This window comes from Cytobacillus spartinae, from assembly GCF_042865285.1.
GTDB classification, from domain to species: domain Bacteria; phylum Bacillota; class Bacilli; order Bacillales; family Cytobacillaceae; genus Robertmurraya_A; species Robertmurraya_A spartinae.
Genome location: NZ_JBIACK010000003.1, coordinates 1 through 24,751 on the forward strand (window position 1 = coordinate 1; position 24,751 = coordinate 24,751).

Here is a 24,751-nt window from a genome sequence, read left to right on the forward strand (position 1 = left end):
CCCGTCCGCCGCTAAGATTCAAAAGCAAGCTTTTAAATCTTCGCTCGACTTGCATGTATTAGGCACGCCGCCAGCGTTCGTCCTGAGCCAGGATCAAACTCTCCAATAAAGAGTAAGATTAGCTCTTGTTTAAAACCATTTAAAACTTACGTTGACGTATGATTTGTTTAGTTTTCAAAGAACAATTTGTTGTCATCGCTCAGAAGCGACTTTATTAATATATCACAAGGCGTTTTTGACGTCAACACCTTTTTAAAAATAAAATCCGCCTCACGAAAATGTTTTATGTTCATTTCGTGGCGACGGATACTAATATATCAAGTTTTCAAGAAAAGGTCAATACTTATTTTATTTTACTAAGATAACTTTTCTGCTGAGTAATTTCTATGATATACACCTTGACCTTTTGTTTCTACATTATTGATCTTCACAAGACCCTTTTCAATAAGATATTCAATTAATACTCCTAGATCTATCGAGTACTCTTTTAGCTCTACATGATTCATTATTTCATTAAAGGTCCATGAACTTTTTTCACTTAAGGTATCAATTATATGCGAGGCACCAACTTTTGTTCTTGAATGAATTAAGAATTCACTAGCTAAGAACAGTAGCTCTAACCTCTTATCTAGAGACTCTTCACTACTAACGAGTTCTTCATATAACTTATAGATTTCAGGCTCGATTTGTTTTACTTGATCCCAGACTGTCACTTCTGGATGAAATCCATTCTCAATAACCGCAAGCCTAGCTAAGTGGTGCAAAGAGTGAACTACATAATTATAAGCATCTAAATAATTCCGGTTATCAAAGAACGCTTTACCGTCTGTATATCTTCTAATTAGCTTAGCAAACTCTATGCCCATCTTTATTTTTCTACCATGGAACGGAAATTCCATAAGTTCAGTTCTTAAATCATTAATATACTCGTTACGATCAAACAAGATCTTTCCAATATATAACCACTCAAAAACTTTCCGATTGGATCCTAGCAAAAGCCATTTATTAAGCTGCTCTTGTGTTACGATGTGAAGAGCCGCTTTTTTTTCATCATATGTATAATGTTTGATGAATACTGGCTGTTCTGCTTCTTTTACGATGATAAGCAGTACCGCATCGAAAGTATCAGTTGTCATAATTGACTTTTGTTTCTTTTCTATTATAAGTACACCCAACGTGTTTGCCTGGCTAGCGCGTTCTTGATATATAGGACGAAGAATGTCTTCCATTATCATCCCTCCCAAATTAGTTTAAATTATTTCTTCGACAATAAAACAGAAAGTCCTCCTAATTTGCAAGACAAATTTCGACACAACTTCATTATATATTTATACTATAACAAGAGTTATGGTATAGTTATTCTTTAGGAGGGACAAGGATGGCAAAATACTCTAGTAAGATTAATAAAATACGCACATTTGCTTTAAGCTTAATTTTTATAGGTTTTATCGTTATGTACGGTGGGATCTTTTTTAAATCTTCACCTATATTAATGATGACCTTTATGTTACTCGGTATGCTTTGTATCATCGCAAGTACCGTTGTATACTTTTGGATTGGTATGCTCTCGACAAAGACAGTGCAGGTTGTTTGTCCGAACTGCGCAAGACAGACCAAGATGCTTGGAAGAGTTGATATGTGCATGTATTGTAATGAACCTTTAACACTTGACCCTAATTTAGAGGGTAAAGAGTTTGATGAAAAATACAATCGAAAATCAAATTAACAATGATGACTATAGATAATTTTAACTCGGCTTCTATAAGCCGGGTTATTTTTTTGATGAGTAATTACTTGTTTATAAAAACTCCAATAAATCTATGGGATAGAAAAAATAAAACTGATAGCATAGAACTATCAGTTGAATCTTTCTTACAAATAAATTAATGCGCTTCTTTACTCGCACAGTCTGGACATGTTCCGTAAATCTCCATTCTGTGATGACTTACCTTAAAGCCTGTAACATGAGAAGCAAGATGTTCTACTTCATCTAAACCAGGATAATGGAAGTCTACAATTTTCCCGCAGCTTTCACAGATTACATGGTAGTGATGAGTCGTAATAAAATCAAAACGACTTGAAGAATCTCCATACGTCAACTCTTTTACTAGGCCAACTTCACGAAATACTCTTAAATTGTTGTAAACAGTAGCCACACTCATGTTAGGAAATTTTCCTTCTAACGCTTTATATATATCATCTGCAGTTGGGTGTGACATTGAGTTTATTAAATATTCAAGTATCGCATGACGTTGTGGAGTTATTCGAACCCCAGTTTCTTTTAAGGTATCAAGCGCTTCTTTTAATTCACTATGCGACATCGCCATGCACCTCTTTTCTAGTAAAGATTATTACTTTATAATGTTTATAAATAGTGTACTTTGTGATTACTACTTTTGTCAATATTTCAACTTAGTTAATATAAAGAAATAGCACAAAACTCACGGTCTCTCTCCCTCAAAGAAGCTAGATGCTCTTAACGATCATAATATCGTTTGTTTTTAGGATGGACTTTCTTAAACGTATTATTATCATTAATTTTTCAGCTAATTTACATATTGACTTCTCACCGCAAGTACCAAGTTGTCCTTTTATGCCTTATAGCCCCCTCTCTTATGTTAGTTCACCATAGACTAAGCTTCTTTTTCTACTATGTATATGTAGGAATTGTTCAGATATTTCGAATGAACCTTATAATTACTTATCTTTTAGACAGAGGAATTTTGTCGCTACAGAATTTTTTAATAAAAAAAGCAGGCCTTCGAGAAAGACCTGCAAAAAAATATATCTGAGGAGGTATGCCCTAATAAAAGCATATTCAAAACTTGTTTGAGTGAATGGACAAAAGTCATGCGTTTATAAAAATAGGCTGATTTTTTTCAATCCCGTATCCCTATATTGCGTCAGGAACCCCATACAAAGATGTATCATCACGATCAGTTCGATATTCATGAAGTTTCCCTTCATAAATTAATTCCATCATTGGAACACACGCAAAATCATCAGGTCTGATTAATTCAGGGCACTTTTTCATTAATTCGATTCCACTCATCTTCAAAACAGTTGCTACAAATTGTGAGCAAGTATACGCATTTTGGCGCTTCCATCTCATATTCACCGCAATAGCAAATACACCAAGAAAATTATATTTATAATTCGTAGCAAAGTTCTCGAATTCATAGATTACGTTAATCATTTGGTTATATTGTTCTTGGTTCACTGTAAGTCTATATAGGACACATCTTGTATCTTGATGGTGAAAAAACACACCCTTGTCCATCCCTTCTTTTACAAATCCGCCTGAGAAAGGATTGTCATAAACAGTCCTTCCAAAGCTATATACACGATCCAACCTTTCATCTAGAGCAATGGAAGCATGATTATAAGGGGCCCTTGTATATAACTTGATCATTCTTGAGAACCATGTACCTGTATCAGTAAGAAGAATATAAATATGTTTATTATTCACAATTATCACCTAGTCAATGTTCTTATACTTATAGACGTATGAAATTGACATTTTACTTCAAAATTTACAAATTTTTATAATATTTTAAGAAAAAATTAAAGATTGACCCTAGTGAGCCAATCTTTTCATTATATTTTACCTTAATTTTGTTTTATAAAAGCCAACGCTTCTTCTACATGCCCTTTAACTTTCACCTTTCTCCACTCTTTAACTAATTTCCCTTCCTTATTAATAATAAAAGTGGAGCGCTCTATTCCCATATATTCTTTGCCAAAGTTTTTCTTCAACTTCCATACTCCGTATGCTTCGGATACACTATGATCCTCATCGGCAAGTAGCATAAAAGGTAGAGCATATTTTTCAATAAACTTTTCATGCTTCGCCACCGGGTCAGGACTTACACCTAAAATCACGGCATCTAATTCCTCAAAACTCTCATGTTGGTCTCTAAAATCACATGCTTCTGTTGTACAGCCCGGTGTCATATCTTTCGGGTAAAAGTACAAAACTACATTCTTACCTCTAAAATCGGACAACTTTACCGATTGTCCATTCGTAGCAGGCAGTTGAAAATCTGGGGCAATTTCTCCAGTAACCACTGACATATAAATACCTCCAACAACAAGTGTGTATAAGATAAGCGTATCGAAACTCATTCGAAAACACAAATGTTGTACTCAAGATTTTTCCTTATCAAACATCGCTTTTGCAACAAAGGCAGCAGGAAGAGTGTAGCCAATTAGCGCTTCGACAACTGCAATCCCTCTCCCAAACCCTACTGGAGCGATATCACCATATCCAACGGAGAACAATGTTACAGCACTAAAATAAAGACTTGTTTTTAACCTCTCAAAAAAGCTTTCATCTATATATACTGTATCTTCAACCATAACAGGGTAGCCATTGATCTCCAACAGGATATAAATCAACCCAAATCCAACAAGCACCGTCACATACGTAAATGCTAAATATAAGAAGTTCTCTAAAGAAATTCGCTTTCCTTTTATAACATTAGGGATAAAAAGGGTACGCAGGCTCATTATGATACAATAAATTGTAAACAGTAACGCTAGGAAAAAGATCATTCCCTTACCCTCTTTCATCATCCAGTCTGTTCATTTATACGCTATAAAGACAGGCTGTATGACTCCTCTATTATAGCTAGAGGAAGACTCTGTTTAGAATCCTTGGGGAACTTCGTTTTACTAACACTAAAGTAAAAAAACCAAGCGAAATCTCGCTTGGCCATATTAATTTCCTGCGCCTCTATATCTTTTGACACCTTCATTCCAAACAAATACCGATATACAAAAGAAGGTAATTCCGATGAAAGGTGTTAAAAACGCATATAAATACCATTCTGTTCGCCCTAAGAAAAACGCCGCAGGATATACTCCTACAAAAGCAAAAGGTAAAATCCAAGTCAACACAAAACGGATTATTTTGTTATAGATATCTACCGGATAACGTCCGTAGTTTCCAATGTTATACATCATAGGCATAATAGACGTTCTTGCGTCTGCCCAAAAACTTATACATGCAATCATCACAAAAATAGCCGCATACACAAGAGCTCCACCTAACACAAACACAATAAAAACAAACGGGTCGTACCAATTGATAGTCAACCCTAATTGACTCCCAGCATAAAACATAATCACTAATCCCGTGATGGCTCCAAATAACGACTCAAGCTCCATCCGCTCTAGAATAATTTGAAATAAGCTATGAATGGGCCTTGTTAAGATTCTGTCTAGTTCACCTTTTACAATGTATCTTTCATTAAAGTCCCATATATTAAAGAAGGAAGTGAACAGTGCATATGGGATTAGGAAAAATCCATATATGAAGATAATCTCATCGCGTGACCATCCACTCAAGAAACTCGTATGGCCAAATACAACGAGTATAAAAACTAAGTTTACTCCTTGAAAAAATAAATCAGAAACCATTTCCACTACCATATCTGTTCGATATTGAAGTCTTGTCTTCATATACTGGGCGACATATTGAAAAAACATCGATATGTAAAACATTCGTCACCCTCCTTGAATAATGAGTTGTTTTTTTGCCATTACCCATAATACTTGTACGGGAATGATTAAAATGAGAACCCAAACCCCTTGCAAGATAATCGCATTCCACGCCTCACTCGAAGTAAACCCGTTAGTAAAGATCATACTTGGAACATAGCTAATTCCTTGGAACGGCAAAAACTTTAATATATCTTGTGCCCAAAGTGGAAAAAACGTTAGAGGTAATAACAGCCCTGAAAATAAATCAATAATAACGCGCTTCGCAGCAATTAACCCTGTATTATTATATAGGAAGAAGGTTGTAATTCCAGTTAATAAATTTATTTGTGTATTGATAAAGAAACTTAATATAATTGAAAGCGCAAATAAACTCCATGTTTGAATACTAGTTGAAAATTCCATCGGAAAAATAAACGAGACAATAATCATTCCCGGTACCGAAAAGAAAAACAAGCGAAAGATTCCTTCCCCCAACCCTTGCATCGTCTTCATAATTAAATAGTTATAGGGACGAATTAGTTCTACAGCTACTTTTCCTTCCTTTATTTCCATCGCCATTTCTCGATCGATATTATTAAAGTAAAAAGCTCGAGCCATCCAAGCTACCGCAATATAGGTTGTCATTTGGATAACCGATAATCCTTCAATTTGATCCTTCGTACCGTATATAGCTTTCCACAGAAAATAATAAGCTCCAATATTTATGCTATAAATTAAAATGCCTGTATAATAGTTCGTTCGATACGCAAGCATCATTAAGAAACGAATCCTAATCATTTCTATATATTTGTCCAAACCTTTGTCCCCCTTTCATGTATGAATAGGCGTTATATAACCACAAATACAACTATACTTTCCCTTTTTCATAGATATTTCGGATAATTTCTTCAGTAGATACTTCCATAATTTTTATATCCTTTATTTTATGAACAGAAATCACTTTCCCGATCAACGCAGATATTATTTCATCATGATCGTCAGTGTAGGCAGTAAAAATCTGTTCTTTATCATCCAACTCCCATTTCACACCTAACTCTGAGGTTAAGCTTTCTAAGGCAAGTAAATCTACTTTTTCTAAAAATTGAAATTGAATCTCCTTACCTTCCCCCCATTTTTCTTTCAAACTTTTAAGAGCTCCATCGTATATGATGTTACCTTCATCTAACATAATCACTCGTTCGCACAATGCTTCAATATCAGAAAGATCATGTGTAGTAAGTAGTATCGTCGTATTATACTTTTGATTAATTTCCTTTAAAAACTCACGAATTTTCAGTTTTACTAATACATCCAAACCAATCGTTGGCTCATCCAAGAATAGTAGTCGCGGGTTATGAATTAACGCTGCTGCTAGTTCACAACGCATCCTTTGACCAAGAGATAATTTTCGTACAGGCTTATCTAATAAGGGTTCAATATCCAATGTTTTTATCACGTGATCCATATGTTCGTTGTAATCGGCATCAGAAACTTTATAAACCTTCTTTAGTAGACGGAATGATTCTTGTACGGCTATATCCCACCAAAGCTGAGATCGCTGGCCGAAAACTACACCAATGGTTTGAACAAAACGTTCCCTTTCTCTATGTGGGTTCATTCCATTTACCATTACAGCGCCAGATGTTGGGGTTAAAATCCCTGTTAACATCTTTATAGTTGTTGACTTCCCTGCACCATTTTCCCCAATATATCCAACCATCTCACCTTGCTTTACATTAAAACTAATATCATTTACAGCTGGAACCACTTTATAGTTACGAGTAAAAAGATCACGAAACGCACCTTTTAACCCAGATCTACTTGAATAAGACTTAAATTCTTTTCTTAATTCTTTTACAACAATTGCATCCTTCATGCTACTCTCCTCCTGCTCATCTGATGCCCTAAAGAATTAGTTTATCTAAAGATTTTGGTCAACTCAACTAAGATGCACAGTTTCATATCATGACTACTTCTCCTGTTAATATTTGTTTTAAAGAAATCTTTAGCCTAACATGTTAAAATAGGCTTGATTATCATTGAGGAGGCAATATCCATGCAATTCACAAATTCAGAACGTTTACATAAAGAAGCATTACAATACATTGTTGGCGGAGTTAACAGTCCTTCACGTTCCTACAAAGCTGTTGGAGGCGGAGCCCCCGTAGTAATGGAGAGAGCCCAAGGTGCTTACTTTTGGGATGTAGATGGGAATCAATATATTGATTATCTGGCTGCATATGGTCCTATTATTACAGGACATGCTCACCCACATATTACTGAAGCGATTAAAAAAGCGGCTGAAAATGGGGTCTTATTCGGCACCCCTACACCATATGAAACGAAGTTTGCCAAAATGCTACAAGAAGCAATGCCAAATTTAGAAAAAGTACGCTTTGTAAATTCAGGAACAGAGGCAGTCATGACCACTATTCGTGTAGCTAGAGCCTACACAGGAAGAGACAAAATCATTAAGTTTGCTGGTTGTTACCATGGCCACTCTGACCTTGTTCTCGTAGCAGCTGGTTCTGGTCCTTCAACATTAGGTACTCCAGACTCTGCAGGGGTCCCAAAGAGCATTGCGCAAGAAGTAATCACCGTTCCTTTTAACGACATTGAGCCTTTTAAGGAAGCATTAGAAAAATGGGGAGATCAAATAGCTGCCGTACTAGTTGAACCAATAGTAGGCAACTTCGGGATTGTTGAACCTAAAGAAGGGTTCCTCCAACAAGTCAATGACCTTACACATGATGCAGGAGCATTGGTTATCTACGATGAAGTCATCACTGCTTTCCGCTTTATGTATGGAGGAGCACAGGATTTGTTAGGGGTAACACCTGACTTAACTGCAATGGGTAAAATCATTGGCGGTGGCCTTCCGATTGGAGCTTACGGTGGGAAACAGGAAATTATGGAGAAAGTTGCACCACTAGGCCCTGCTTATCAAGCTGGAACAATGGCAGGAAACCCAGCTTCCATTCTTTCTGGAATTGCCTGTTTAGAAGTATTAAAACAAGATGGAGTGTATGAATATTTAGACAGACTTGGTTCCATGCTTGAAGAAGGCATTTTAGAGGCTGCAAAAAAACATAATACTCCCATCACCATAAATCGCTTAAAAGGAGCGCTCACCATTTACTTCACAAACGAAAAGGTCGTGAATTACGATCAGGCTGAAAATACCGATGGAGACATGTTTGCAAAGTTCTTTAAGCTTATGTTGAAACAAGGAATAAATCTCGCTCCATCTAAATATGAAGCATGGTTTTTAACAATCGCTCATACCGAATCTGATGTAGAAGCAACACTCCATGCAGTAGATTATGCATTTGAAGTGTTAAAAACCGAATAAATATTCATTATTTTATGCATGACGGAGTCCTCAAAAAGGGCTTCGTATTTTTTTGTTCACTTTTGAAAACGCTTACAGTATAGGTTTTCAACACTCAACCATGCTCGTCCTTCCTAAAAATCCATCCAAACTTTTGTATATTTAATTGATTTCTGAAAATTCTTATGATATTATAGAAATACTATTTTGAATTTTTTAAACCTTTCTACTTACTTTAAAATTGTATTAGCTTGACGAAGTCGTAGTCTTTTACCATATATTAGCTACACTTTCGATCCGTGTAATGCCAACCTCACTCTTTAACGCAACGCTACGTTAAACTGTTAACGAATTTAACACCCCACAGTTTAATCCTTCAAAAGTAAGAGTTTTTTTGTGAAATAGATTTTTATAGGAGGTGAAACGGCTATTAGGGAGAAACCCTTAAGGCCGAAAATTATGAGACAACAACAATGGAGTCCTTCTCAATTTAAAGACTTTTATCGCCAGGAACACGATGCTTGTGGAATCGTTTCTTGTATGGAAAAGAAAAAAACACCGACACGAGAAAATATCTTTAACTGTATAGATGCACTAGTAACGATGAATCACAGAGCGGGATTTATTAATGGTGAAGGTGATGGCGTAGGTATTCATGTAGATATTCCTAAAGCGTTATGGAAGGAAAAGCTTTCAAATGTTGGTGCTGATTCCAATGCTGTAGATCAAGAGGGCTTTGTTGTTGGCCACGTATTTATTAGTAGAAAAGAAAATTCAGAAGCTATTAAAACGAGCTTAATTAATAAACTCCAAGACTATAAGTTTGATGTTATTTTTCAATCTAGTGAAGTAACAGACTCTTCTGCACTAGGACCTATAGCAATTCAAGAAAACCCTATTTTCTTACAATTTGCCTGCTTATCAGATTTAACTGGCCAAGAACTTTCTAGTAAACTCTTTGAGATGATTGTAGAATTCGAAAAAAATGAGAATGTACATGTTGCATCCCTAAGTCAATATCATGCAGTTTATAAGGTAATGGGCGCTGGTGATATCTTACCTAAATACTACCATGACCTAGCAAACCCTTTGGTTGCTTCTACCATGACTTTAGGACATAATCGTTATTCTACCAATACCCTTTCAAGCTTTTTCCGTGTACAACCATTTAGTGTTTTAGGACATAATGGGGAAATTAACACGATTGCTAAACTTAGAGATGAAGCAAAAATGATTGGAGTACCACTTGTTAAAGATGGAAGTGACTCTCAAGATTTAAGCAGAACGATTGAGACCTTAATTTGCCGTGAAGGATATACTTTATTCGAAGCAATGGACTTAATTTTCCCACCTATTATTAATGAGATTAAGTCATACCCAGAACACCTACAAGATTTATATACTTATATGCGCGAAGCCTGGGGACATTTTGCACAAGGTCCTGCCGGGATAATTTCAAGATTCGGTGACGAAGCTGTATTCAGTGTTGATGCGCTAGGTCTTCGTCCTCTATGGATGCTTGAAACAGAAAGCTCTTATCTATTTTCATCAGAACCTGGAATCATTCCTTCAAGTGAGTATGTAAATGATCCAAAGCCTTTCGCACCTGGTGAAAAAGTTGGATTAAAATGGGATGGGGACACATTAAAAGTTTACGAACATGACGTATTCCAGGAAGCTGTTTACGAAAAGTTTGTTAATAGAACTAGTTTCCAAGATTCAAGAGAAAGACTAGTCATTCCTCAATTCGAAAAAACAGTTACCATGAAACATCCAAGTAAAATTCATAATGGTCAATATAAAGCATTTGGTTGGGAAAGGGATCATGTACAGCTTGTAGAACAGATGGCTGAAAAAGGTGTTGAACCTATTCGTTCTTTAGGTCACGATGCTCCTCTTGCTGCGATTAATCCTGAAAGAAAGAATATTGCAGATTTTATTAAGGAAAGCGTTGCTGTAGTTACAAATCCAGCAATCGACCGCGACCGTGAGACGGAACATTTTTCAACTAGAACCATTATCGGGGAACGCCCTTCCCTATTTAACAAGCAACCAGTTGGAACAGTTGTAGAGTTAACCACTCCTTTACTTATGGAAGGTGCTGTTGGCTATGAGTGTTCAAACACAATACAGCAGCCAAGTTACGACCAATTAACAAATCTTTTCCAAAAACAAAAGCTAGTTACTTACATTTCTACTACTTTTAGTAAAGATGAAGAAATTCGTGATGCTCTAGTCCGAATTCAAGATGAAGCAGTTACAGCTGTAAAAGATGGCAAAACCCTAATTGTTCTAGATGATAATAAAGCACATCATGATGATCAATTATGGCTTGACCCTCATCTAGTCACTTCTGCTGTCGATCAAGCATTAGTAAAAGCAGAATTACGTAGAAACTGTTCAATTCTATTAAGATCAGCTTCAATTCGGTCTTTACATGATATTATTGTTGCTTTTGGTCTTGGAGCAGACTTAATTAGCCCATATTTTATGTTCATGACAGTACTAGATGAATCTACAAAACCTTTATTGAACTTATATTCTGCCCTAACAAAAGGGTTAGAAAAAGTTATTTCTACAATCGGTATTCATGAACTACGAGGATATGGTCGTCTATTCTCTGCAATTGGTCTTAATGAAGAAGTCTCAGAAGTACTAAACATTGTAAACTTCTTTGGATCGCCAGAGCTCGCTTTCAACTTTGAATCTATGAAAGAAGATTCTATTCTTCGTGCAGCAGACTACCAAAACGACAAGGAAAGAGTCGGAAAAACATTCCACCTCTTCCCTCGTATTTGGAAAGCAATTGGCGAAGTAGCTTCTACTGGTGACTACAATGCTTATAAAGAGAAAATTAGTGAACAAGAGGAAAATAATCCGACGACGATCCGTCACTTAACATCACTGAAGCAAGTTAGCAATCCGGTTTCACCATCCGATGTTAGCATCAGTGTTGGAGAACATGATCTTCCTTTTGTCATTGCATCTATGTCATTCGGATCTCAAAATGAAATAGCCTTTAGAGCCTATGCTGAAGGTGCCGATCGTTTAAATATGGTTAGCTTAAATGGTGAAGGTGGAGAAATAAAGGATATGCTTGGAAAATATCCAAGAACGCGTGGACAGCAAGTTGCATCAGGACGTTTTGGTGTAAATGCAGAGCTCCTAAATTCATCAAACCTTTTAGAAATTAAAATTGGTCAAGGGGCAAAGCCTGGTGAAGGTGGTCACTTACCTGGTTCAAAGGTGACAGAAAAGATTGCAGAGGCAAGGAATGCGACAATTGGTTCTGACTTAATTTCACCTTCAAACAATCACGATATCTACTCGATAGAAGATTTAGCACAGATGATCCACGAACTTAAAACGGCTAATGACAAAGCAAAAGTAGCGGTTAAAGTTCCAGTTGTACCAAACATCGGAACCATTGCTGTTGGAATTGCCAAAGCTGGAGCTGACATTATTACCTTAAGTGGCTTTGATGGTGGAACAGGTGCAGCAAGAATTCATGCTCTTCAATATGTAGGGCTACCAGTAGAAATTGGCGTTAAGGCAGCCCATAATGCTCTATTAGAAGCAGGGATCAGAGACCATGTAGAAATCTGGGCTGATGGTGGAATCAAGAGTGCTCTAGATGTAATGAAAGTTATGCTACTAGGTGCTAACCGAGTTGGATTTGGAACACTTTCAATGATTGCTATCGGTTGTACAACGTGCCGTGGTTGTCACCTTGATACATGTCATGTAGGTATTGCTACTCAAATCGATTCTGAAGCTCAAGCAAAAGAACACGGTTTGAGAAGATTTGTTCCAAGACAATATGACTTAGCTGTTCAAGGAATTATGAACCTCTTCACTGCTTTCGGAAACGAGCTTAAGAGTTTAACCGCCTCTCTAGGTGTGAAAAACTTACAAGATATCGTTGGACGTTCAGATTTACTTGAGCAAGTAAAAGGGAATAACCAGCTAGACCTAACTTACCTATTAAAAACACTTGAAATTGGTCAATTCCGTCAACAAGAAGTATCCTCTTCTGCAGCTGCTGCTCAACTACAAATTGCTGTAGGTGCAGAGTATCTAGATTCTAGTGTAGAAGAGCTTCATGAATCACGTGAATATCATAGTGTTACTTCTGAGCAAAGAGTTCTAGGAAGTCGAGTATCTTGTCACCGCGTTCGCGGACGTCTAGATGGTTCCTATAAGAGCCTCCCTCCTGTTCAACTTAAGTACAAAAAAGGCTCCATTCCTGGTAATGGTTTAGGTGCCTACAACAGTGATGGAATCGATATTGAAGTTAACGGCGGAGCTCAGGATGGTACAGGTAAAACTTCTTTTGGTGGAAAAATTTTAATTTTCAAATCTGAAGGAAAAAATGGTCAATTCTATAATGGGTCTGTTGGAAAGGGCTTCGGATATGGAGCTCAACAAGGCCTTTTAGTTGCCCAAGGTAATGCAGATGCACGTGCTGGCATTCGACTTTCAGGTGCAGATATGATTATTGGTGGACAGCTAAAGCAACCAATTCCTGAGAAAGAGCACGGTAATGTTGGTTCAAAAGCAAATATTAAAGGATTTGCCTTCGAATACATGACTAACGGTAGAGGATTAGTATTAGGAGATCCAGGTCCATGGATTTGTGCAGGTATGACTGGTGGAGTTGTTTATTTACGTCACCAGCCTGAAATGGGTCTCACAAAAGAAGCCCTTCAACGAAGAATTGCAAAAGGTGCAAAGGTTTCTATTTCATCTCTAAGTGAAAAAGGAAAGTCTGATATCCTTGAGCTTCTTGGGACTTATGTACAATTGCTTAAAGAACAAGGTCAGACCGACGAAGCTAACAATCTATCTCTTCTCCTTGAAGAACCAGAGCAACATTTCGTTCAAGTGGTCCCAGTAAAAGAGCAAGCTGACCCGTCAGTTTCCACAGAATGATATGTTAATGTTTTAAAATGCCCAGGAGCAACCTCCTGGGCATTTTTTCGGGTAATTATTCTTACATTGTCTGAATATAATTATGCTCATGGTCAAAAGCCAATTAGCGAGAAAAATCCTATAAATATCCCTTGAACTTTGTCTTTAATCCCTGTATAGTACAATATTGTTTAACATCACCAAAATCAGTAAAAAGTATAAATAACTGCGTAACTAGAAAGGAATTTTATTTTTATGAAGCTAGGCGCCCGAATTTTTAAAACGGGACTTGCAATTATACTATCTCTTTTTATTGCAAGACTATTTGAACTCCCCTCTCCTGTATTCGCTGGGATTGCTGCAATCTTTGCAGTTCAACCAACTATTTATCGATCGTATTTATCAATCATAGAGCAAATTCAGGGTAATCTAATTGGTGCAATTATATCCGTCTTATTCGTTCTACTATTAGGAAACGATATCATTATTATTGGATTGGCTGCGATTATTGTTATTACTATTAACCTTAAATTAAAGATTGAAAATACCATCCCGCTTTCATTAGTTACAGTCATCGCGATTATGGAGAACCCTGGAGATGGTACCATTGAATTTTCCTTAATAAGATTTTCTACTATCATGCTTGGCGTGCTATCTGCTTTTATCGTTAATTTAGTGTTTCTTCCTCCTAAATATGAGACTAAATTATATTACAAACTTTCAAATACAACGGAAGAAATCACGAAATGGATACGGATGAACTCAAGACACGCTTCTGAGCATACCCTTCTTAAGAATGATATTGAGAAACTAAAAGAAACAACTATAAAGATTGACCAGCTTTTTATCATGTATAAAGAAGAACGAAACTACTTTAAGAGGAATGATATTGTAAAAGCAAGAAAGCTTGTCATTTACCGACAAATGATTTCTCTAACAAAGAGAGCCCTTGAAACCTTAAAAAGACTTCATCGTTTTGAAAATGAACTTAGTCATTTACCAGATCAATTTCAATCAGAAATTCAACATCATCTAGATTGTTTAATTGATCGACATGAACAAGTAATGTTAAAGTTTATTGGTAAAATCAAGCCACAAGTTCCGATTACGGAAGGAAGTTATTGCTTAAATAAAAAGGAGCTCTTCAACTTACTATTATCACAGCAAAAAGCAGAAGATGAGACAGCCTTTTTCCATACCATGCAAGTCATATCCGCTATGATTGAATACGATGAACATCTTGAGCATTTAGATGTCCTTATAACAAGCTTTTTATCTTATCATAAGGATGAAAATGAAGTAACGATTGAAGAAGAAATGAGAGAATAAAAAAAATCCCTTGTAGAATGTCTACAAGGGATTATTTTTGCTTATTGTAAATTCTTACTTAAGAACAACATCCTTGAAGAATGGAGTACCACTGAAGTTAGAGAAGAATCCAGAAGCAATTCCATTTGTTGCATGAACGAAGTCTTGGTGCTGTAAGAATACTTGTGGAGCATCGTCAATTAAGATTTGAGATACTTCTTTGTACATTGCTAGACGCTTTGCATCATCTGCTTCTTTACGAGCACTATCTAATAACTCATCTACTTTAGGGTTAGTGTAGAATGAGCGGTTACCAGCTGAACCATGTGCTGAAGAGTGGTATGGTGCATATAAACCATAGTCAGCATCACCAGTTACAGTAGTCCAACCAAGAACGATCATATCATGCTCACCAGCAGCAGTTTTCTCTAGGAAAGCACCCCACTCAATGATTTGAATTTCAACTTCAATTCCAAGTGGAGCTAATTGAGCTTGAATTAACTCAGCGATATCAGAACGCTCTTTACTTCCTTCGTTAGCCCAAAGTGTAGTTTTGAATCCATCAGCAAAACCAGCTTCCGCTAGTAATTCTTTTGCCTTGTCAACATCATAAGCAATTGGAGTTAGGTCTTCGCTATATCCATATACAGTTGGAGCTAACGGCCCGATTGCCGCAATACCTTGACCATCTAATACACCATTTACAATGTCATCTTTGTTAACAGCCATTGAAATAGCTTGACGAACTAATTTGTTATCAAAAGGTTTCTTATTTAAGTTAAATCCTAAGTAATCCATACGAGTAGACTTAACGCGGTCTAACTCTACACCAGCCATAGCTTCTACACGAGATACGTCAGAAGGTCCTAATAGCATAGCATGTGCTTCACCAGTTTCAACCATTGCAACACGAGTAGCTTGCTCTGGAACTACTACAAAGCTCATAGTATCAACAGAAGCTTTTTTCTCGCCCCAGTAATCATCAAATCTTGAGAACTTGATTTCAGCACCTGTGTTCCACTCATCTAACTTAAATGGACCAGTACCAACTGGGTTTTCAGATACAGTTTTTCCACCGTCTTTTTCCGCTTGAATAGCAGCAGGAGAAATAATTGAACCTGCATTATGTGCTAAATGAGATGGTAGTGGAGCAAATGGGAATTCAGTCTTAAGAGTAATATCGTATGGCCCATTAACAGTAATTTCAGTAATCATGTTAAGAACGAAAGCACGTGGTGATGCGAACTCTTCATCAAGAACACGTTCAAAGTTAATCTTAACAGCTTCTGCATTAAAGTCAGTTCCGTCGTGGAATTTTACGCCTTCACGTAATTTGAAATTCCAAGTAAGATCGTCAACACGAGTATATTCAGTTGCTAATGACGGAGAAGGAACTCCTTCAGCATTGAACTCTAGTAAACGATCAAAAAGTTGAGATGTAGCATTAGTAGTTGCAGTGTCATTTGTTCCGTGTGGATCAAGTGTTGGTGCATCTGCTCCTGTTACGAATACAAGATGGCCACCAGCTTGACCTTCATCAGTAGTAGTTTCTCCATCAGTAGATGAATCGTCTTCATCTTTTGGAGCACTAGTATTACCGCTACAAGCTGCAAGCACTAGTACCATAGATAGTAGAAGCATTAGAAATATATTTTTTCTAGCTTTCACTTACGTTTTCCCCCTTTTAACTTTGGTTAATTTTCACATGACTGACTCATGTAGTTTTTATAATAGTCTAAAAATTATAAAGTTACAAGACTATTTTGAAAAAAATAATTATTGAAATTGATATATCCGAAATAAGAATGTAACACCGCTGTTATATTTGTAATTTTCTAAAAATTTTAGACAAGTTTAATTAATAAACTTAAATTTAATATAACATTGGTGGAAGTTTTTTCTTATTAACCAAAAAATAACCGAATTAACCAATTTCTTCTTATTATTACAGTAAAAACCTAGAATACTAGACTACTTATAATATAGTTACAGATATTTATGCATAGTATTAATTTTTAAACTATTGTAATAATTTCATTAAGTCGCTATTATTAAAAATAACTGTGAAAATTTTATTACAATTATTAAATTTATTACAAACAAACGAAAGGATGATCAGTTGTATGACTCAACCACAACTACAAACAGAACCTTCTATTGGTGTTCCTGATAAAGTAAGAAGCACCAGGGCAACCCGTTGGTTAAACTTTTATAAGAAACTAGCAAAAAACAAAGCTGCTATTGCAGGAGCAATTATTGTACTTGTTTTTGTAGCTTTAGCCATTTTAGCACCAGTAATCGCACCATATGACCCAACTCACATGGAAATGAGCAAAAAGTTGCAAACTCCATCTGCTGAGCACTGGTTAGGAACAGATGATAAAGGAAGAGATATGTTAAGTAGACTCCTATACGGTGCTCAAATCTCATTAACCGTTGGAATTCTTTCTACTCTTCTTGGAGCAATTGTCGGAATTATTATGGGAGTTGTTTCTGGTTACTATGGAAGATGGATTGATACTTTCATTATGAGGGTTTGTGATGTGTTATTAGCATTCCCAGGAATTCTATTAGCTCTAGCTATTGTTAGTATCCTTGGGGCAAGTACAACGAATGTAATCATTGCCGTTGCATTCTTTGCTATCCCAACTTTTGCACGTATCGTTCGAGGCTCTACATTAAGTGTTAAGAAACTGGAGTACATTGATGCAATCCGTGCAATGGGATCAAGTGATATGAGAATTATCTTTAAGCACATTCTTCCTAATATAATGTCCCCTATTATCGTACAATCGACATTATACATTGCATCAGCCATTATCACAGCCGCAGCTCTTTCATTCCTTGGTATGGGAACTCAACCACCTGATCCGGAATGGGGAACTATGTTAGCACAGGGGCGTTCATATGTTGCTCAAGCACCACATTTAACACTATTCCCTGGTTTAGTAATTTTAATAGTAGTTATTGGATTTAACTTATTTGGGGACGGATTACGTGATGCACTTGATCCTAAAGCAAAAAAATAATAAAGGGATGGTGACTTAAATGCTTTTATATATCATACGAAGACTATTTCAAACAATTCCCGTTATGATAGGGGTAACACTTGCTGTATTTTTAATGATGCATTTAATTCCTGGAGATCCAGCTCATATCATGGCTGGAGAAAATGCGGACGAGGCTCAAGTTGAGCAAATGCGTGAAAACCTAGGACTGAATGACCCTTTACACGAACAATACATTCGTTATGTTGTAAATGCTGTACAAGGTGATTTAGGACAATCTATTAGAACCAAGCGTGACGTTGCAAGTGAGATTTTCAATGAACGTTTCTGGATTACCGTTCAGCTAGCTGTATTAGGTACAGCATTGTCGGTTCTTATTGGATTAGTAGCTGGTATCATATCTGCTACAAGAAAGTATTCATTTGCTGATGTAGGAATTATGATCGTAGCACTATTCGGACTATCGATGCCAAACTTCTGGTTAGGGATTATGTTAATTTACTTATTCTCTGTAAATTTAGGTTGGGTACCAGTAGCTGGATGGGGAACATGGCAACATATGATTCTACCAGTGGTAACTTTAGGAACAGGTGGAGCAGCTATTATTGCTCGTATGACTCGTTCTAGTATGCTAGAAGTAATCAATCAAGATTTCATTCGTACTGCTTACGCAAAAGGTGTAAGTGATAAACTTGTTATCTATAAACATGCTCTTAGAAATGCTTTAATTCCAGTTGTAACAGTTGTTGGTTTACAGTTCGGTGGCCTATTAGGTGGAGCGATTGTTACCGAAACGGTTTTTGCTATTAACGGCTTAGGGCGTTTAATCATCGACTCTATTAAGTCTCATGACTTCCCTATGGTACAAGGAACGATTCTTGTATGTGCGGTGCTTTTTGTTCTAGTAAACTTCCTTGTAGATATTACGTACCGTTTAATTAATAAACGAATTGACTTGAACTAAGGACGGTGAAAAAATATGAACTCAACAAATACTGAAAAAATACTAGAAGTTAAAGGTCTACGTACCTCTTTCTTTACTGACGAAGGTGAAGTAAAGGCAGTAGATGGTGTTGACTTTTCTATAGAAAAAGGTAAGACAATTGGGATCGTAGGTGAATCTGGTTCTGGAAAAAGTATCACCTCCCTCTCTATCCTTCGTCTCTTACAAGAACCTGTAGGAAAAATAGTTGGTGGAGAAATTATCTTCAAAGGTGAGAACCTTTTAGATAAGACAAAAAAACAAATGATGGACATTCGTGGAAATAACATTTCTATGATATTCCAAGAACCAATGACATCATTAAATCCTACTCTTACTTGTGGTGAACAGATTGCAGAGTCCGTTCGTATTCACCAAAAATTAAATAGAAGAGAAGCATGGATTAAAGCGGTTGAAATGTTAAAGCTCGTTGGTATTCCTTCACCTGAAAAAAGAGCGAAACAATATCCATTCGAGTTATCTGGTGGGATGCGTCAACGTGTAATGATTGCCATTGCCTTAGCTTGTAATCCTGAATTGCTAATCGCAGATGAGCCAACAACAGCTTTAGACGTAACGATCCAAGCTCAAATCCTAGAATTAATTAAAAAATTGCAAGAAGAACTAGGCACATCACTAATGATGATTACCCATGATCTAGGTGTTGTTGCGGAAATGTGTGATAAAGTTGCCGTTATGTACTGTGGGAAAGTCGTTGAGTATGCAGACGTAAAAACTATTTTCACAGATCCTAAACACCCTTATACAGTTGGTCTTTTAAATTCTGTTCCTAAGCATGACCAAGATTACGAAGGTGATTTATCTGTAATTAAGGGCTCTGTTCCAAGTCCGTTTAACATGCCAAAGGGATGTAGATTTGCACCACGTTGTCCACATGCTAGAGAAATTTGTCATAATGAGCTACCTGAACTTGAAACAGCTCCAGATGGAGATCAAGTTCGTTGCTGGATACACACAGATAAATGGGATAAACAAGAGGAGGTTGCGACAGGCCATGAGTAAAAAGACTTTATTAGAAGTAAAAAACCTTAAGCAATACTTCCCCATTAAAGGTGGAGTATTTGGCAGGACAGTCAACCATGTTAAAGCAGTTGACGACGTAAGTTTTACTGTTTACGAAGGAGAAACAGTTAGTATTGTAGGAGAATCAGGCTGTGGTAAGTCAACAACTGGAAGAGCTATCCTTCGTTTAGATGAGCCTACGTCTGGAGAAATAAATTTTGACGGTGAAAACTTATTAGCACTTAACAAGTCTAAAATGCGACAAAAGCGTAAAGATTTACAGATTATTTTCCAAGATCCTTACGCTTCACTAAACCCACGTCAGACTGTAAGTCAAATTCTAGAAGAGGCACTTGAAATTCAAAAAGTCGTTCCTCCTAGGGAGAGACGTCAAAAGATTGTTGAATTACTTGAAACGGTAGGGATTGGTGCTCACCAAATTGATCGTCACCCACACGAGTTCAGTGGTGGGCAACGTCAACGTGTTGGGATTGCTCGCGCATTATCAGTAAATCCTAAGCTTATCATTTGTGATGAAGCTGTTTCTGCTCTAGACGTATCTATTCAAGCCCAAGTATTAAATCTGTTAAAGGATCTTCAACGTAAGTTCCAATTAACTTATTTATTTATCTCGCATGACCTTGGTGTAGTTAGACACATCTCTGATCGTATTATTGTTATGTATTTAGGGAAAATCGTTGAAATTGGCGACAAACAATCGTTGTTTGAAAACCCTCAACATCCTTATACAAGAGCATTATTGTCTGCTATCCCAAGTACCAATATTGAAGAAAAGAAAGAACGTATTATCTTAAAAGGCGACGTTCCTTCTCCAATTGATCCGCCATCAGGCTGTCGTTTCCATACACGTTGTCCTTACGCTATGGACCGCTGTAAAACCGAAGAACCTAAATTACATGTTATTCCTGGCCAAGAACACCAAGCTGCGTGTCACCTTCTAGAAGAAGGAGCAGTTGATTATTCAAAGGTACTTGCCAATTATTAAGTGTAAAAAACCACTATTCCCTTTTTGGGGAGATAGTGGTTTTTTGTTTATCGTTGGAATGACAATGAAGGCACATAACCGGTATTCCGAAATTACGTTGATGAAAGTCAAAACCTAATGATTCCAAGAAGAAATGTCCTTCATAGCGCTATTATATGTCCCTAACTAAAGTTTATCAATGCTCCAACTGCTGAATTTGAAAAAGCTTAGCGTAATTTCCTTGTTTAGCCATGAGCTCCTCATGCGTACCAATCTCAACAATTTCACCATTTTCAATTAGTACAATTCGATCTGCATGTGTAATCGTTGATAAACGATGGGCAACGATAAACGTCGTTCTATCTTTTGCTAACTTTTCTAGTGCTTCTTGTATTAAGTGTTCACTCTCGAGATCCAACGCAGAAGTCGCTTCATCTAACACTAATATTGGTGGGTTTTTTATAAAGACTCGTGCAATCGCAACCCTTTGTTTTTGCCCTCCAGATAGCTTAACTCCTCGCTCTCCTACCTTTGTGTCATAGCCTTCTGGTAAATTCATAATAAAATCATGGGCATTAGCAGCTTTGGCTGCTTGTATCACTTCTTCATCTGTTGCTGACGGCTTTCCTAATAGGATATTTGCTTTAACGGATTCACTAAAAAGGATATTATCCTGTAAAACCATGCCGATTTTATCTCTTAATGACCTAACGATGAACGAACGTATATCCGTTCCATCTAGAAGAATACGTCCTTTTGTTACATCATAGAAACGTGGGATCAGACTAACGAGTGAGGATTTTCCGCCACCACTCATCCCTACTAAAGCGATTGTCTCCCCTTCTCTTACATCAAGATTTATATCTTTTAATACGGTCTCTTCTTTTTCATCATAGGAAAAACTAACATTTTGGAACTGAATATGGCCCTTTGCGCTCTTACATTCAAATGCCCCTGGCTGGTCATCAATATCATACTTCTCGTCAACAAATTCGAATACACGGTCCATCGATGCAATGGCTTGAGTTAATGTTGTCGATGAGTTTACTAATCTTCTTAACGGACTATAAAGACGGTCTATATAAGCAATAAATGCTGCCATTTCCCCAATGGTTAAGTTCCCTTGAATGACTTGATACCCAGAGAATCCAATAACTAAAAGCGGAGCAATATCCGTAATCGTATTCACGACGGCAAATGCTTTTGCATTCCACCTTGTATGATCTAGGGCTTTTGTTAAGAAATTCTTATTCTCTCGATCAAAATTGTTTTGCTCAACATCCTCTAATGCGAAGCTCTTAATGACAGGCATTCCTTGAACCCGTTCATGTAAAAAACTTTGTACCTCTGCAAGTGCTTGAGACCTGACTCTTGTTAATGCTCTTAAGTTCCCAAAAAAGTACTTTACTGAAAAAGCATAAAACGGGAATAGCACAAGCGAAACGATGGTTAGCGACACATCCATCGTTAGCATGATTGCAACAGCAATTAAAATCGTGGCAACATCCAGCCACAGATTCATCATTCCCGTGATAACAAAGTTCTTTGTTTGCTCAACATCATTAATAACTCTTGAAATAACTTCCCCAACTCTTGTATTGGAATAGTATTTAAAGCTTAGTTTTTGAATATGAGTAAATAATTGATTTCTTATATCGTACAGAATTTTACTACCAGTCCACTGAGCAAAATATTGACGATAGTATTCAATAGGTGGTCGCATAACAACAAACACGACAACCATAATGGACATAATCCAAATCAATTGCTCTGTTTTTTCTTCAGTACTCAAAAGGTCATTCCCGACAATATCATCTAGAACATACTTAATTAATAGTGGTATTAAGAGAGGGATAACAAACTTTATAATCCCAATCAGGATGGTACCAATTATCTGAAGTCGATAAGGTTTGACGAATTGAAGATATCTCCGTATACTTCCCAACCTATTCCCCCCTTTATTGCTTCTCTATATTATTTTGTCTTTTTATTCCATATAAAAACCTGTTGAATGATTCAACAGGCGTCTCTAGGCAAAGTGTAATCCAATATTAGCGTCTGTATGTTAAATATCTTTCGTACCATATATCAATAAAATCAGGTGCAAACGGACCTTTTCTTTGTCGTATCCAGCGAATAAGCTTTTCCACATTAGCTTTTAAAATTTGGTCAATGACATCAGGGTAATTCATCTCTTTACGGTGTCTCTCGTACTCATCTTCATCCAACAAATTAAATGTCATATCAGGATACACTTTAATATCTAAATCATAATCTATATACTTCAAGGCTTCACCATCAAAAATAAATGGAGAGCTTATATTACAATAGTAATAAACACCGTCTTCGCGAATCATCCCAATAATGTTGAACCAATATTGCGAATGAAAATAACAGATAGCAGGTTCCCTCGTAATCCATGTCCGCCCGTCCGATTCTGTTACAATGGTTCGATCATTTCCACCAATCACTAGACTTTGTGTACCTTTTAGTACAGTGGTTTCCTCCCACACGCGATGGATGTGTCCGTTATGTTTATAACTATGTATTTGTATTGGTTCACCTTCCATGGGTACCCCCATTATTCTCCCTACTTTCATTTCCCGAACGCTTTGAAACCTATTAGGATGAAAAAAATTATGTATTAACAATGACAAACTTTATATATAACTATTTTTTAAATTCATTGCTCGTCCTACAAATAAGGTTACAAAGAACATTTCCTATTTTCTACTATTATAACGGTTAAGTGAGGAATTTAAAACAAAGAGCCATTGAAATGTTCAATGACTCGCCAAAAAATTTAAAATTTATTGCATAATATCCTAAAGCTAATAAAAAATGTATTAATTCGCCGCCACGCCAACGCTTTGGTATGATCGAATAACTTCTTCCGTTTGACTTTCAAAGGTTTGATGTATTTCTTTAAGTTCTTTTTTCATACGGTTGATCTCAAGCTGAATGCTTTTCAATTGCGTTTCTTGTTGAAGTTCCTTCAATTCCTTCTCTATTTCCTTACAACGCTCAAGTTCACTTTGTATAAACAACAATTTATCCATCGTTACCATTTGCTCGCTTACCAAACGGTTAAAATTATTCACGTTATCCCACCGTCCTATTGGTTTATTTCACTTTAAATATATTCGCGGAGCAAGTAACGATTCCTTTGACAAGTTCTGTTGACTAAAGAGAACTTTTGTCGAATAAGATATAAGAAAAGCGGAAGCGCCTTGCTAAGCGCCGTATAAACTGGAGGACCATCGTATGAGATAAAGGAAACACGAAGAGCGTAGCGATTCGATGTTGACTTATCGTAAGGAGATGGGGTGAAGTTTACTACTAGGCGCTAGGCGCTGGAGCTAGACACCAATCTAACTTAAAAACTTATACTTTGTTACCTAATAAAAAAATATGTACAAAAATCCTCATGAAAGAAGGCACTCACATTAAGAGTGCCTTCTATTAATTAGAATTGACCAGAATTTTGACCTTTACGAGCTTCAGCTTGTTGGTTTTGTTGTCTTACCTCTTGAGCGTTAGTCTCGCTAGCAAATTCTGTTCCAAATTGCCCTTGTCCACCTTGACCAGCAGATTGAGCATTTTGTTGTTTTACATGTTGAACGTTAGTTCCAGATTGAGTTTGGTTTGGTTGTTTTGCCATTGTAATCACCTCCACGCTCATTAATTTAACCCAGCAAAGAGGTAACTATCCAACTTTT

The 24,751-nt window shown here is 36.7% G+C and carries 21 protein-coding genes and 1 rRNA gene; 8 read left to right on the plus strand and 14 right to left on the minus strand.

What is annotated here, in order from left to right; genetic code table 11:
- Both ACFYKX_RS07970 and ACFYKX_RS07975 read right to left on the minus strand, forming a co-directional pair.
- A 16S ribosomal RNA gene (locus tag ACFYKX_RS07970) occupies positions 1-109 on the minus strand; the annotation flags it as partial.
- A gap of 247 nt (positions 110-356) precedes the next feature.
- Positions 357-1,229 (minus strand): nucleotidyltransferase-like protein, encoded by an 873-nt coding sequence (locus ACFYKX_RS07975; RefSeq protein WP_389359849.1) that lies wholly within the window; start codon positions 1,227-1,229, stop codon positions 357-359.
- Positions 1,230-1,378: 149 nt separating this feature from the next.
- Here ACFYKX_RS07975 and ACFYKX_RS07980 point away from each other — a divergent pair, with 149 nt between their 5' ends.
- Positions 1,379-1,726 (plus strand): YgzB family protein, encoded by a 348-nt coding sequence (locus ACFYKX_RS07980; RefSeq protein ID WP_389359851.1) that lies wholly within the window; start codon positions 1,379-1,381, stop codon positions 1,724-1,726.
- A 157-nt stretch (positions 1,727-1,883) separates the two neighbouring features.
- Here ACFYKX_RS07980 and perR read toward each other — a convergent pair whose 3' ends face one another.
- The 7 genes from perR to ACFYKX_RS08015 all read right to left on the minus strand — a co-directional run bounded on the left by perR (position 1,884) and on the right by ACFYKX_RS08015 (position 7,360).
- Positions 1,884-2,321 carry a peroxide-responsive transcriptional repressor PerR gene (perR, locus tag ACFYKX_RS07985; RefSeq protein ID WP_389359853.1) on the minus strand — a complete coding sequence of 146 codons (438 nt, stop codon included), beginning with the start codon at positions 2,319-2,321 and terminating at the stop codon, positions 1,884-1,886.
- A gap of 572 nt (positions 2,322-2,893) precedes the next feature.
- Positions 2,894-3,469, minus strand: coding sequence for a hypothetical protein (locus tag ACFYKX_RS07990; RefSeq protein ID WP_389359855.1), 576 nt, complete (start codon positions 3,467-3,469; stop codon positions 2,894-2,896).
- Between the two features lie 140 nt (positions 3,470-3,609).
- Positions 3,610-4,074, minus strand: coding sequence for a thioredoxin-dependent thiol peroxidase (gene bcp, locus ACFYKX_RS07995; protein WP_389359857.1), 465 nt, complete (start codon positions 4,072-4,074; stop codon positions 3,610-3,612).
- 72 nt (positions 4,075-4,146) lie between these two features.
- Positions 4,147-4,554 carry an ion channel gene (locus ACFYKX_RS08000; protein ID WP_389359859.1) on the minus strand — a complete coding sequence of 136 codons (408 nt, stop codon included), beginning with the start codon at positions 4,552-4,554 and terminating at the stop codon, positions 4,147-4,149.
- Between the two features lie 165 nt (positions 4,555-4,719).
- Complete coding sequence (locus ACFYKX_RS08005; protein ID WP_389359861.1) at positions 4,720-5,505, minus strand: ABC transporter permease; 786 nt, start codon at positions 5,503-5,505, stop codon at positions 4,720-4,722.
- 3 nt (positions 5,506-5,508) lie between these two features.
- Positions 5,509-6,300 (minus strand): ABC transporter permease, encoded by a 792-nt coding sequence (locus ACFYKX_RS08010; protein WP_389359863.1) that lies wholly within the window; start codon positions 6,298-6,300, stop codon positions 5,509-5,511.
- 52 nt (positions 6,301-6,352) lie between these two features.
- Positions 6,353-7,360, minus strand: coding sequence for an ABC transporter ATP-binding protein (locus ACFYKX_RS08015; RefSeq protein ID WP_389359865.1), 1,008 nt, complete (start codon positions 7,358-7,360; stop codon positions 6,353-6,355).
- 180 nt (positions 7,361-7,540) lie between these two features.
- Between ACFYKX_RS08015 and ACFYKX_RS08020 the strand changes: the two genes are divergently transcribed.
- The 3 genes from ACFYKX_RS08020 (at position 7,541) to ACFYKX_RS08030 (ending at position 15,055) form a co-directional block, all read left to right on the plus strand.
- On the plus strand, positions 7,541-8,836 hold the full coding sequence (locus tag ACFYKX_RS08020) for a glutamate-1-semialdehyde 2,1-aminomutase (protein WP_389359867.1): 1,296 nt from the start codon (positions 7,541-7,543) through the stop codon (positions 8,834-8,836).
- 438 nt (positions 8,837-9,274) lie between these two features.
- Positions 9,275-13,747 carry a glutamate synthase-related protein gene (locus ACFYKX_RS08025; RefSeq protein ID WP_389359869.1) on the plus strand — a complete coding sequence of 1,491 codons (4,473 nt, stop codon included), beginning with the start codon at positions 9,275-9,277 and terminating at the stop codon, positions 13,745-13,747.
- A 234-nt stretch (positions 13,748-13,981) separates the two neighbouring features.
- Positions 13,982-15,055, plus strand: coding sequence for an FUSC family protein (locus tag ACFYKX_RS08030; protein WP_389359871.1), 1,074 nt, complete (start codon positions 13,982-13,984; stop codon positions 15,053-15,055).
- A 54-nt stretch (positions 15,056-15,109) separates the two neighbouring features.
- On the opposite strand, the gene ACFYKX_RS08035 is transcribed toward ACFYKX_RS08030, so the two are convergent.
- Positions 15,110-16,702, minus strand: coding sequence for a glutathione ABC transporter substrate-binding protein (locus ACFYKX_RS08035; RefSeq protein ID WP_389359873.1), 1,593 nt, complete (start codon positions 16,700-16,702; stop codon positions 15,110-15,112).
- A 455-nt stretch (positions 16,703-17,157) separates the two neighbouring features.
- On the opposite strand from ACFYKX_RS08035, the gene nikC reads away from it, so the two are divergent.
- Genes nikC through ACFYKX_RS08055 form a run of 4 tightly spaced genes read left to right on the plus strand, consistent with a single transcriptional unit; the run spans position 17,158 to position 21,053 of the window.
- Positions 17,158-18,063, plus strand: coding sequence for a nickel transporter permease (nikC, locus tag ACFYKX_RS08040; RefSeq protein WP_389359875.1), 906 nt, complete (start codon positions 17,158-17,160; stop codon positions 18,061-18,063).
- A 19-nt stretch (positions 18,064-18,082) separates the two neighbouring features.
- Entirely contained in the window at positions 18,083-19,006 is a 924-nt protein-coding gene (locus tag ACFYKX_RS08045) for an ABC transporter permease (protein ID WP_389359877.1), read from the plus strand.
- Positions 19,007-19,021: 15 nt separating this feature from the next.
- Positions 19,022-20,047 (plus strand): ABC transporter ATP-binding protein, encoded by a 1,026-nt coding sequence (locus tag ACFYKX_RS08050; protein WP_389359879.1) that lies wholly within the window; start codon positions 19,022-19,024, stop codon positions 20,045-20,047.
- Positions 20,040-21,053, plus strand: a complete 1,014-nt coding sequence (locus ACFYKX_RS08055; RefSeq protein ID WP_389359881.1) for an ABC transporter ATP-binding protein — start codon at positions 20,040-20,042, stop codon at positions 21,051-21,053. Before ACFYKX_RS08050 ends, ACFYKX_RS08055 begins: the two co-directional genes overlap by 8 nt.
- Positions 21,054-21,228: 175 nt before the next feature.
- Here ACFYKX_RS08055 and ACFYKX_RS08060 read toward each other — a convergent pair whose 3' ends face one another.
- From ACFYKX_RS08060 to ACFYKX_RS08075, 4 genes are all read right to left on the minus strand, one after another.
- Positions 21,229-22,977 carry an ABC transporter ATP-binding protein gene (locus tag ACFYKX_RS08060; RefSeq protein WP_389359883.1) on the minus strand — a complete coding sequence of 583 codons (1,749 nt, stop codon included), beginning with the start codon at positions 22,975-22,977 and terminating at the stop codon, positions 21,229-21,231.
- Positions 22,978-23,083: 106 nt separating this feature from the next.
- A complete protein-coding gene (gene ntdP, locus ACFYKX_RS08065) occupies positions 23,084-23,614 on the minus strand; it encodes a nucleoside tri-diphosphate phosphatase (RefSeq protein ID WP_389359885.1) in 531 nt (176 codons plus the stop codon).
- A gap of 264 nt (positions 23,615-23,878) precedes the next feature.
- A complete protein-coding gene (locus ACFYKX_RS08070) occupies positions 23,879-24,133 on the minus strand; it encodes a YgaB family protein (protein WP_389359887.1) in 255 nt (84 codons plus the stop codon).
- Between the two features lie 365 nt (positions 24,134-24,498).
- Positions 24,499-24,693 carry a gamma-type small acid-soluble spore protein gene (locus tag ACFYKX_RS08075; protein WP_389359889.1) on the minus strand — a complete coding sequence of 65 codons (195 nt, stop codon included), beginning with the start codon at positions 24,691-24,693 and terminating at the stop codon, positions 24,499-24,501.
- Positions 24,694-24,751 lie beyond the last annotated feature (58 nt).

Bases quoted from the DNA above. Each gene is read 5' to 3' on its own strand.
- perR (WP_389359853.1), bottom strand. From the start codon at position 2,321: ATGTCGCATAGTGAATTAAAAGAAGCGCTTGATACCTTAAAAGAAACT.
- ACFYKX_RS08000 (WP_389359859.1), bottom strand. From the start codon at position 4,554: ATGATCTTTTTCCTAGCGTTACTGTTTACAATTTATTGTATCATAATG.
- ACFYKX_RS08050 (WP_389359879.1), top strand. From the start codon at position 19,022: ATGAACTCAACAAATACTGAAAAAATACTAGAAGTTAAAGGTCTACGT.
- ACFYKX_RS08055 (WP_389359881.1), top strand. From the start codon at position 20,040: ATGAGTAAAAAGACTTTATTAGAAGTAAAAAACCTTAAGCAATACTTC.
- ntdP (WP_389359885.1), bottom strand. From the start codon at position 23,614: ATGGGGGTACCCATGGAAGGTGAACCAATACAAATACATAGTTATAAA.
- ACFYKX_RS08020 (WP_389359867.1), top strand. From the start codon at position 7,541: ATGCAATTCACAAATTCAGAACGTTTACATAAAGAAGCATTACAATAC.
- ACFYKX_RS08075 (WP_389359889.1), bottom strand. From the start codon at position 24,693: ATGGCAAAACAACCAAACCAAACTCAATCTGGAACTAACGTTCAACAT.
- ACFYKX_RS07980 (WP_389359851.1), top strand. From the start codon at position 1,379: ATGGCAAAATACTCTAGTAAGATTAATAAAATACGCACATTTGCTTTA.
- ACFYKX_RS08005 (WP_389359861.1), bottom strand. From the start codon at position 5,505: ATGTTTTACATATCGATGTTTTTTCAATATGTCGCCCAGTATATGAAG.
- ACFYKX_RS08015 (WP_389359865.1), bottom strand. From the start codon at position 7,360: ATGAAGGATGCAATTGTTGTAAAAGAATTAAGAAAAGAATTTAAGTCT.
- nikC (WP_389359875.1), top strand. From the start codon at position 17,158: ATGACTCAACCACAACTACAAACAGAACCTTCTATTGGTGTTCCTGAT.
- bcp (WP_389359857.1), bottom strand. From the start codon at position 4,074: ATGTCAGTGGTTACTGGAGAAATTGCCCCAGATTTTCAACTGCCTGCT.
- ACFYKX_RS07975 (WP_389359849.1), bottom strand. From the start codon at position 1,229: ATGGAAGACATTCTTCGTCCTATATATCAAGAACGCGCTAGCCAGGCA.
- ACFYKX_RS08030 (WP_389359871.1), top strand. From the start codon at position 13,982: ATGAAGCTAGGCGCCCGAATTTTTAAAACGGGACTTGCAATTATACTA.
- ACFYKX_RS08025 (WP_389359869.1), top strand. From the start codon at position 9,275: ATGAGACAACAACAATGGAGTCCTTCTCAATTTAAAGACTTTTATCGC.
- ACFYKX_RS08045 (WP_389359877.1), top strand. From the start codon at position 18,083: ATGCTTTTATATATCATACGAAGACTATTTCAAACAATTCCCGTTATG.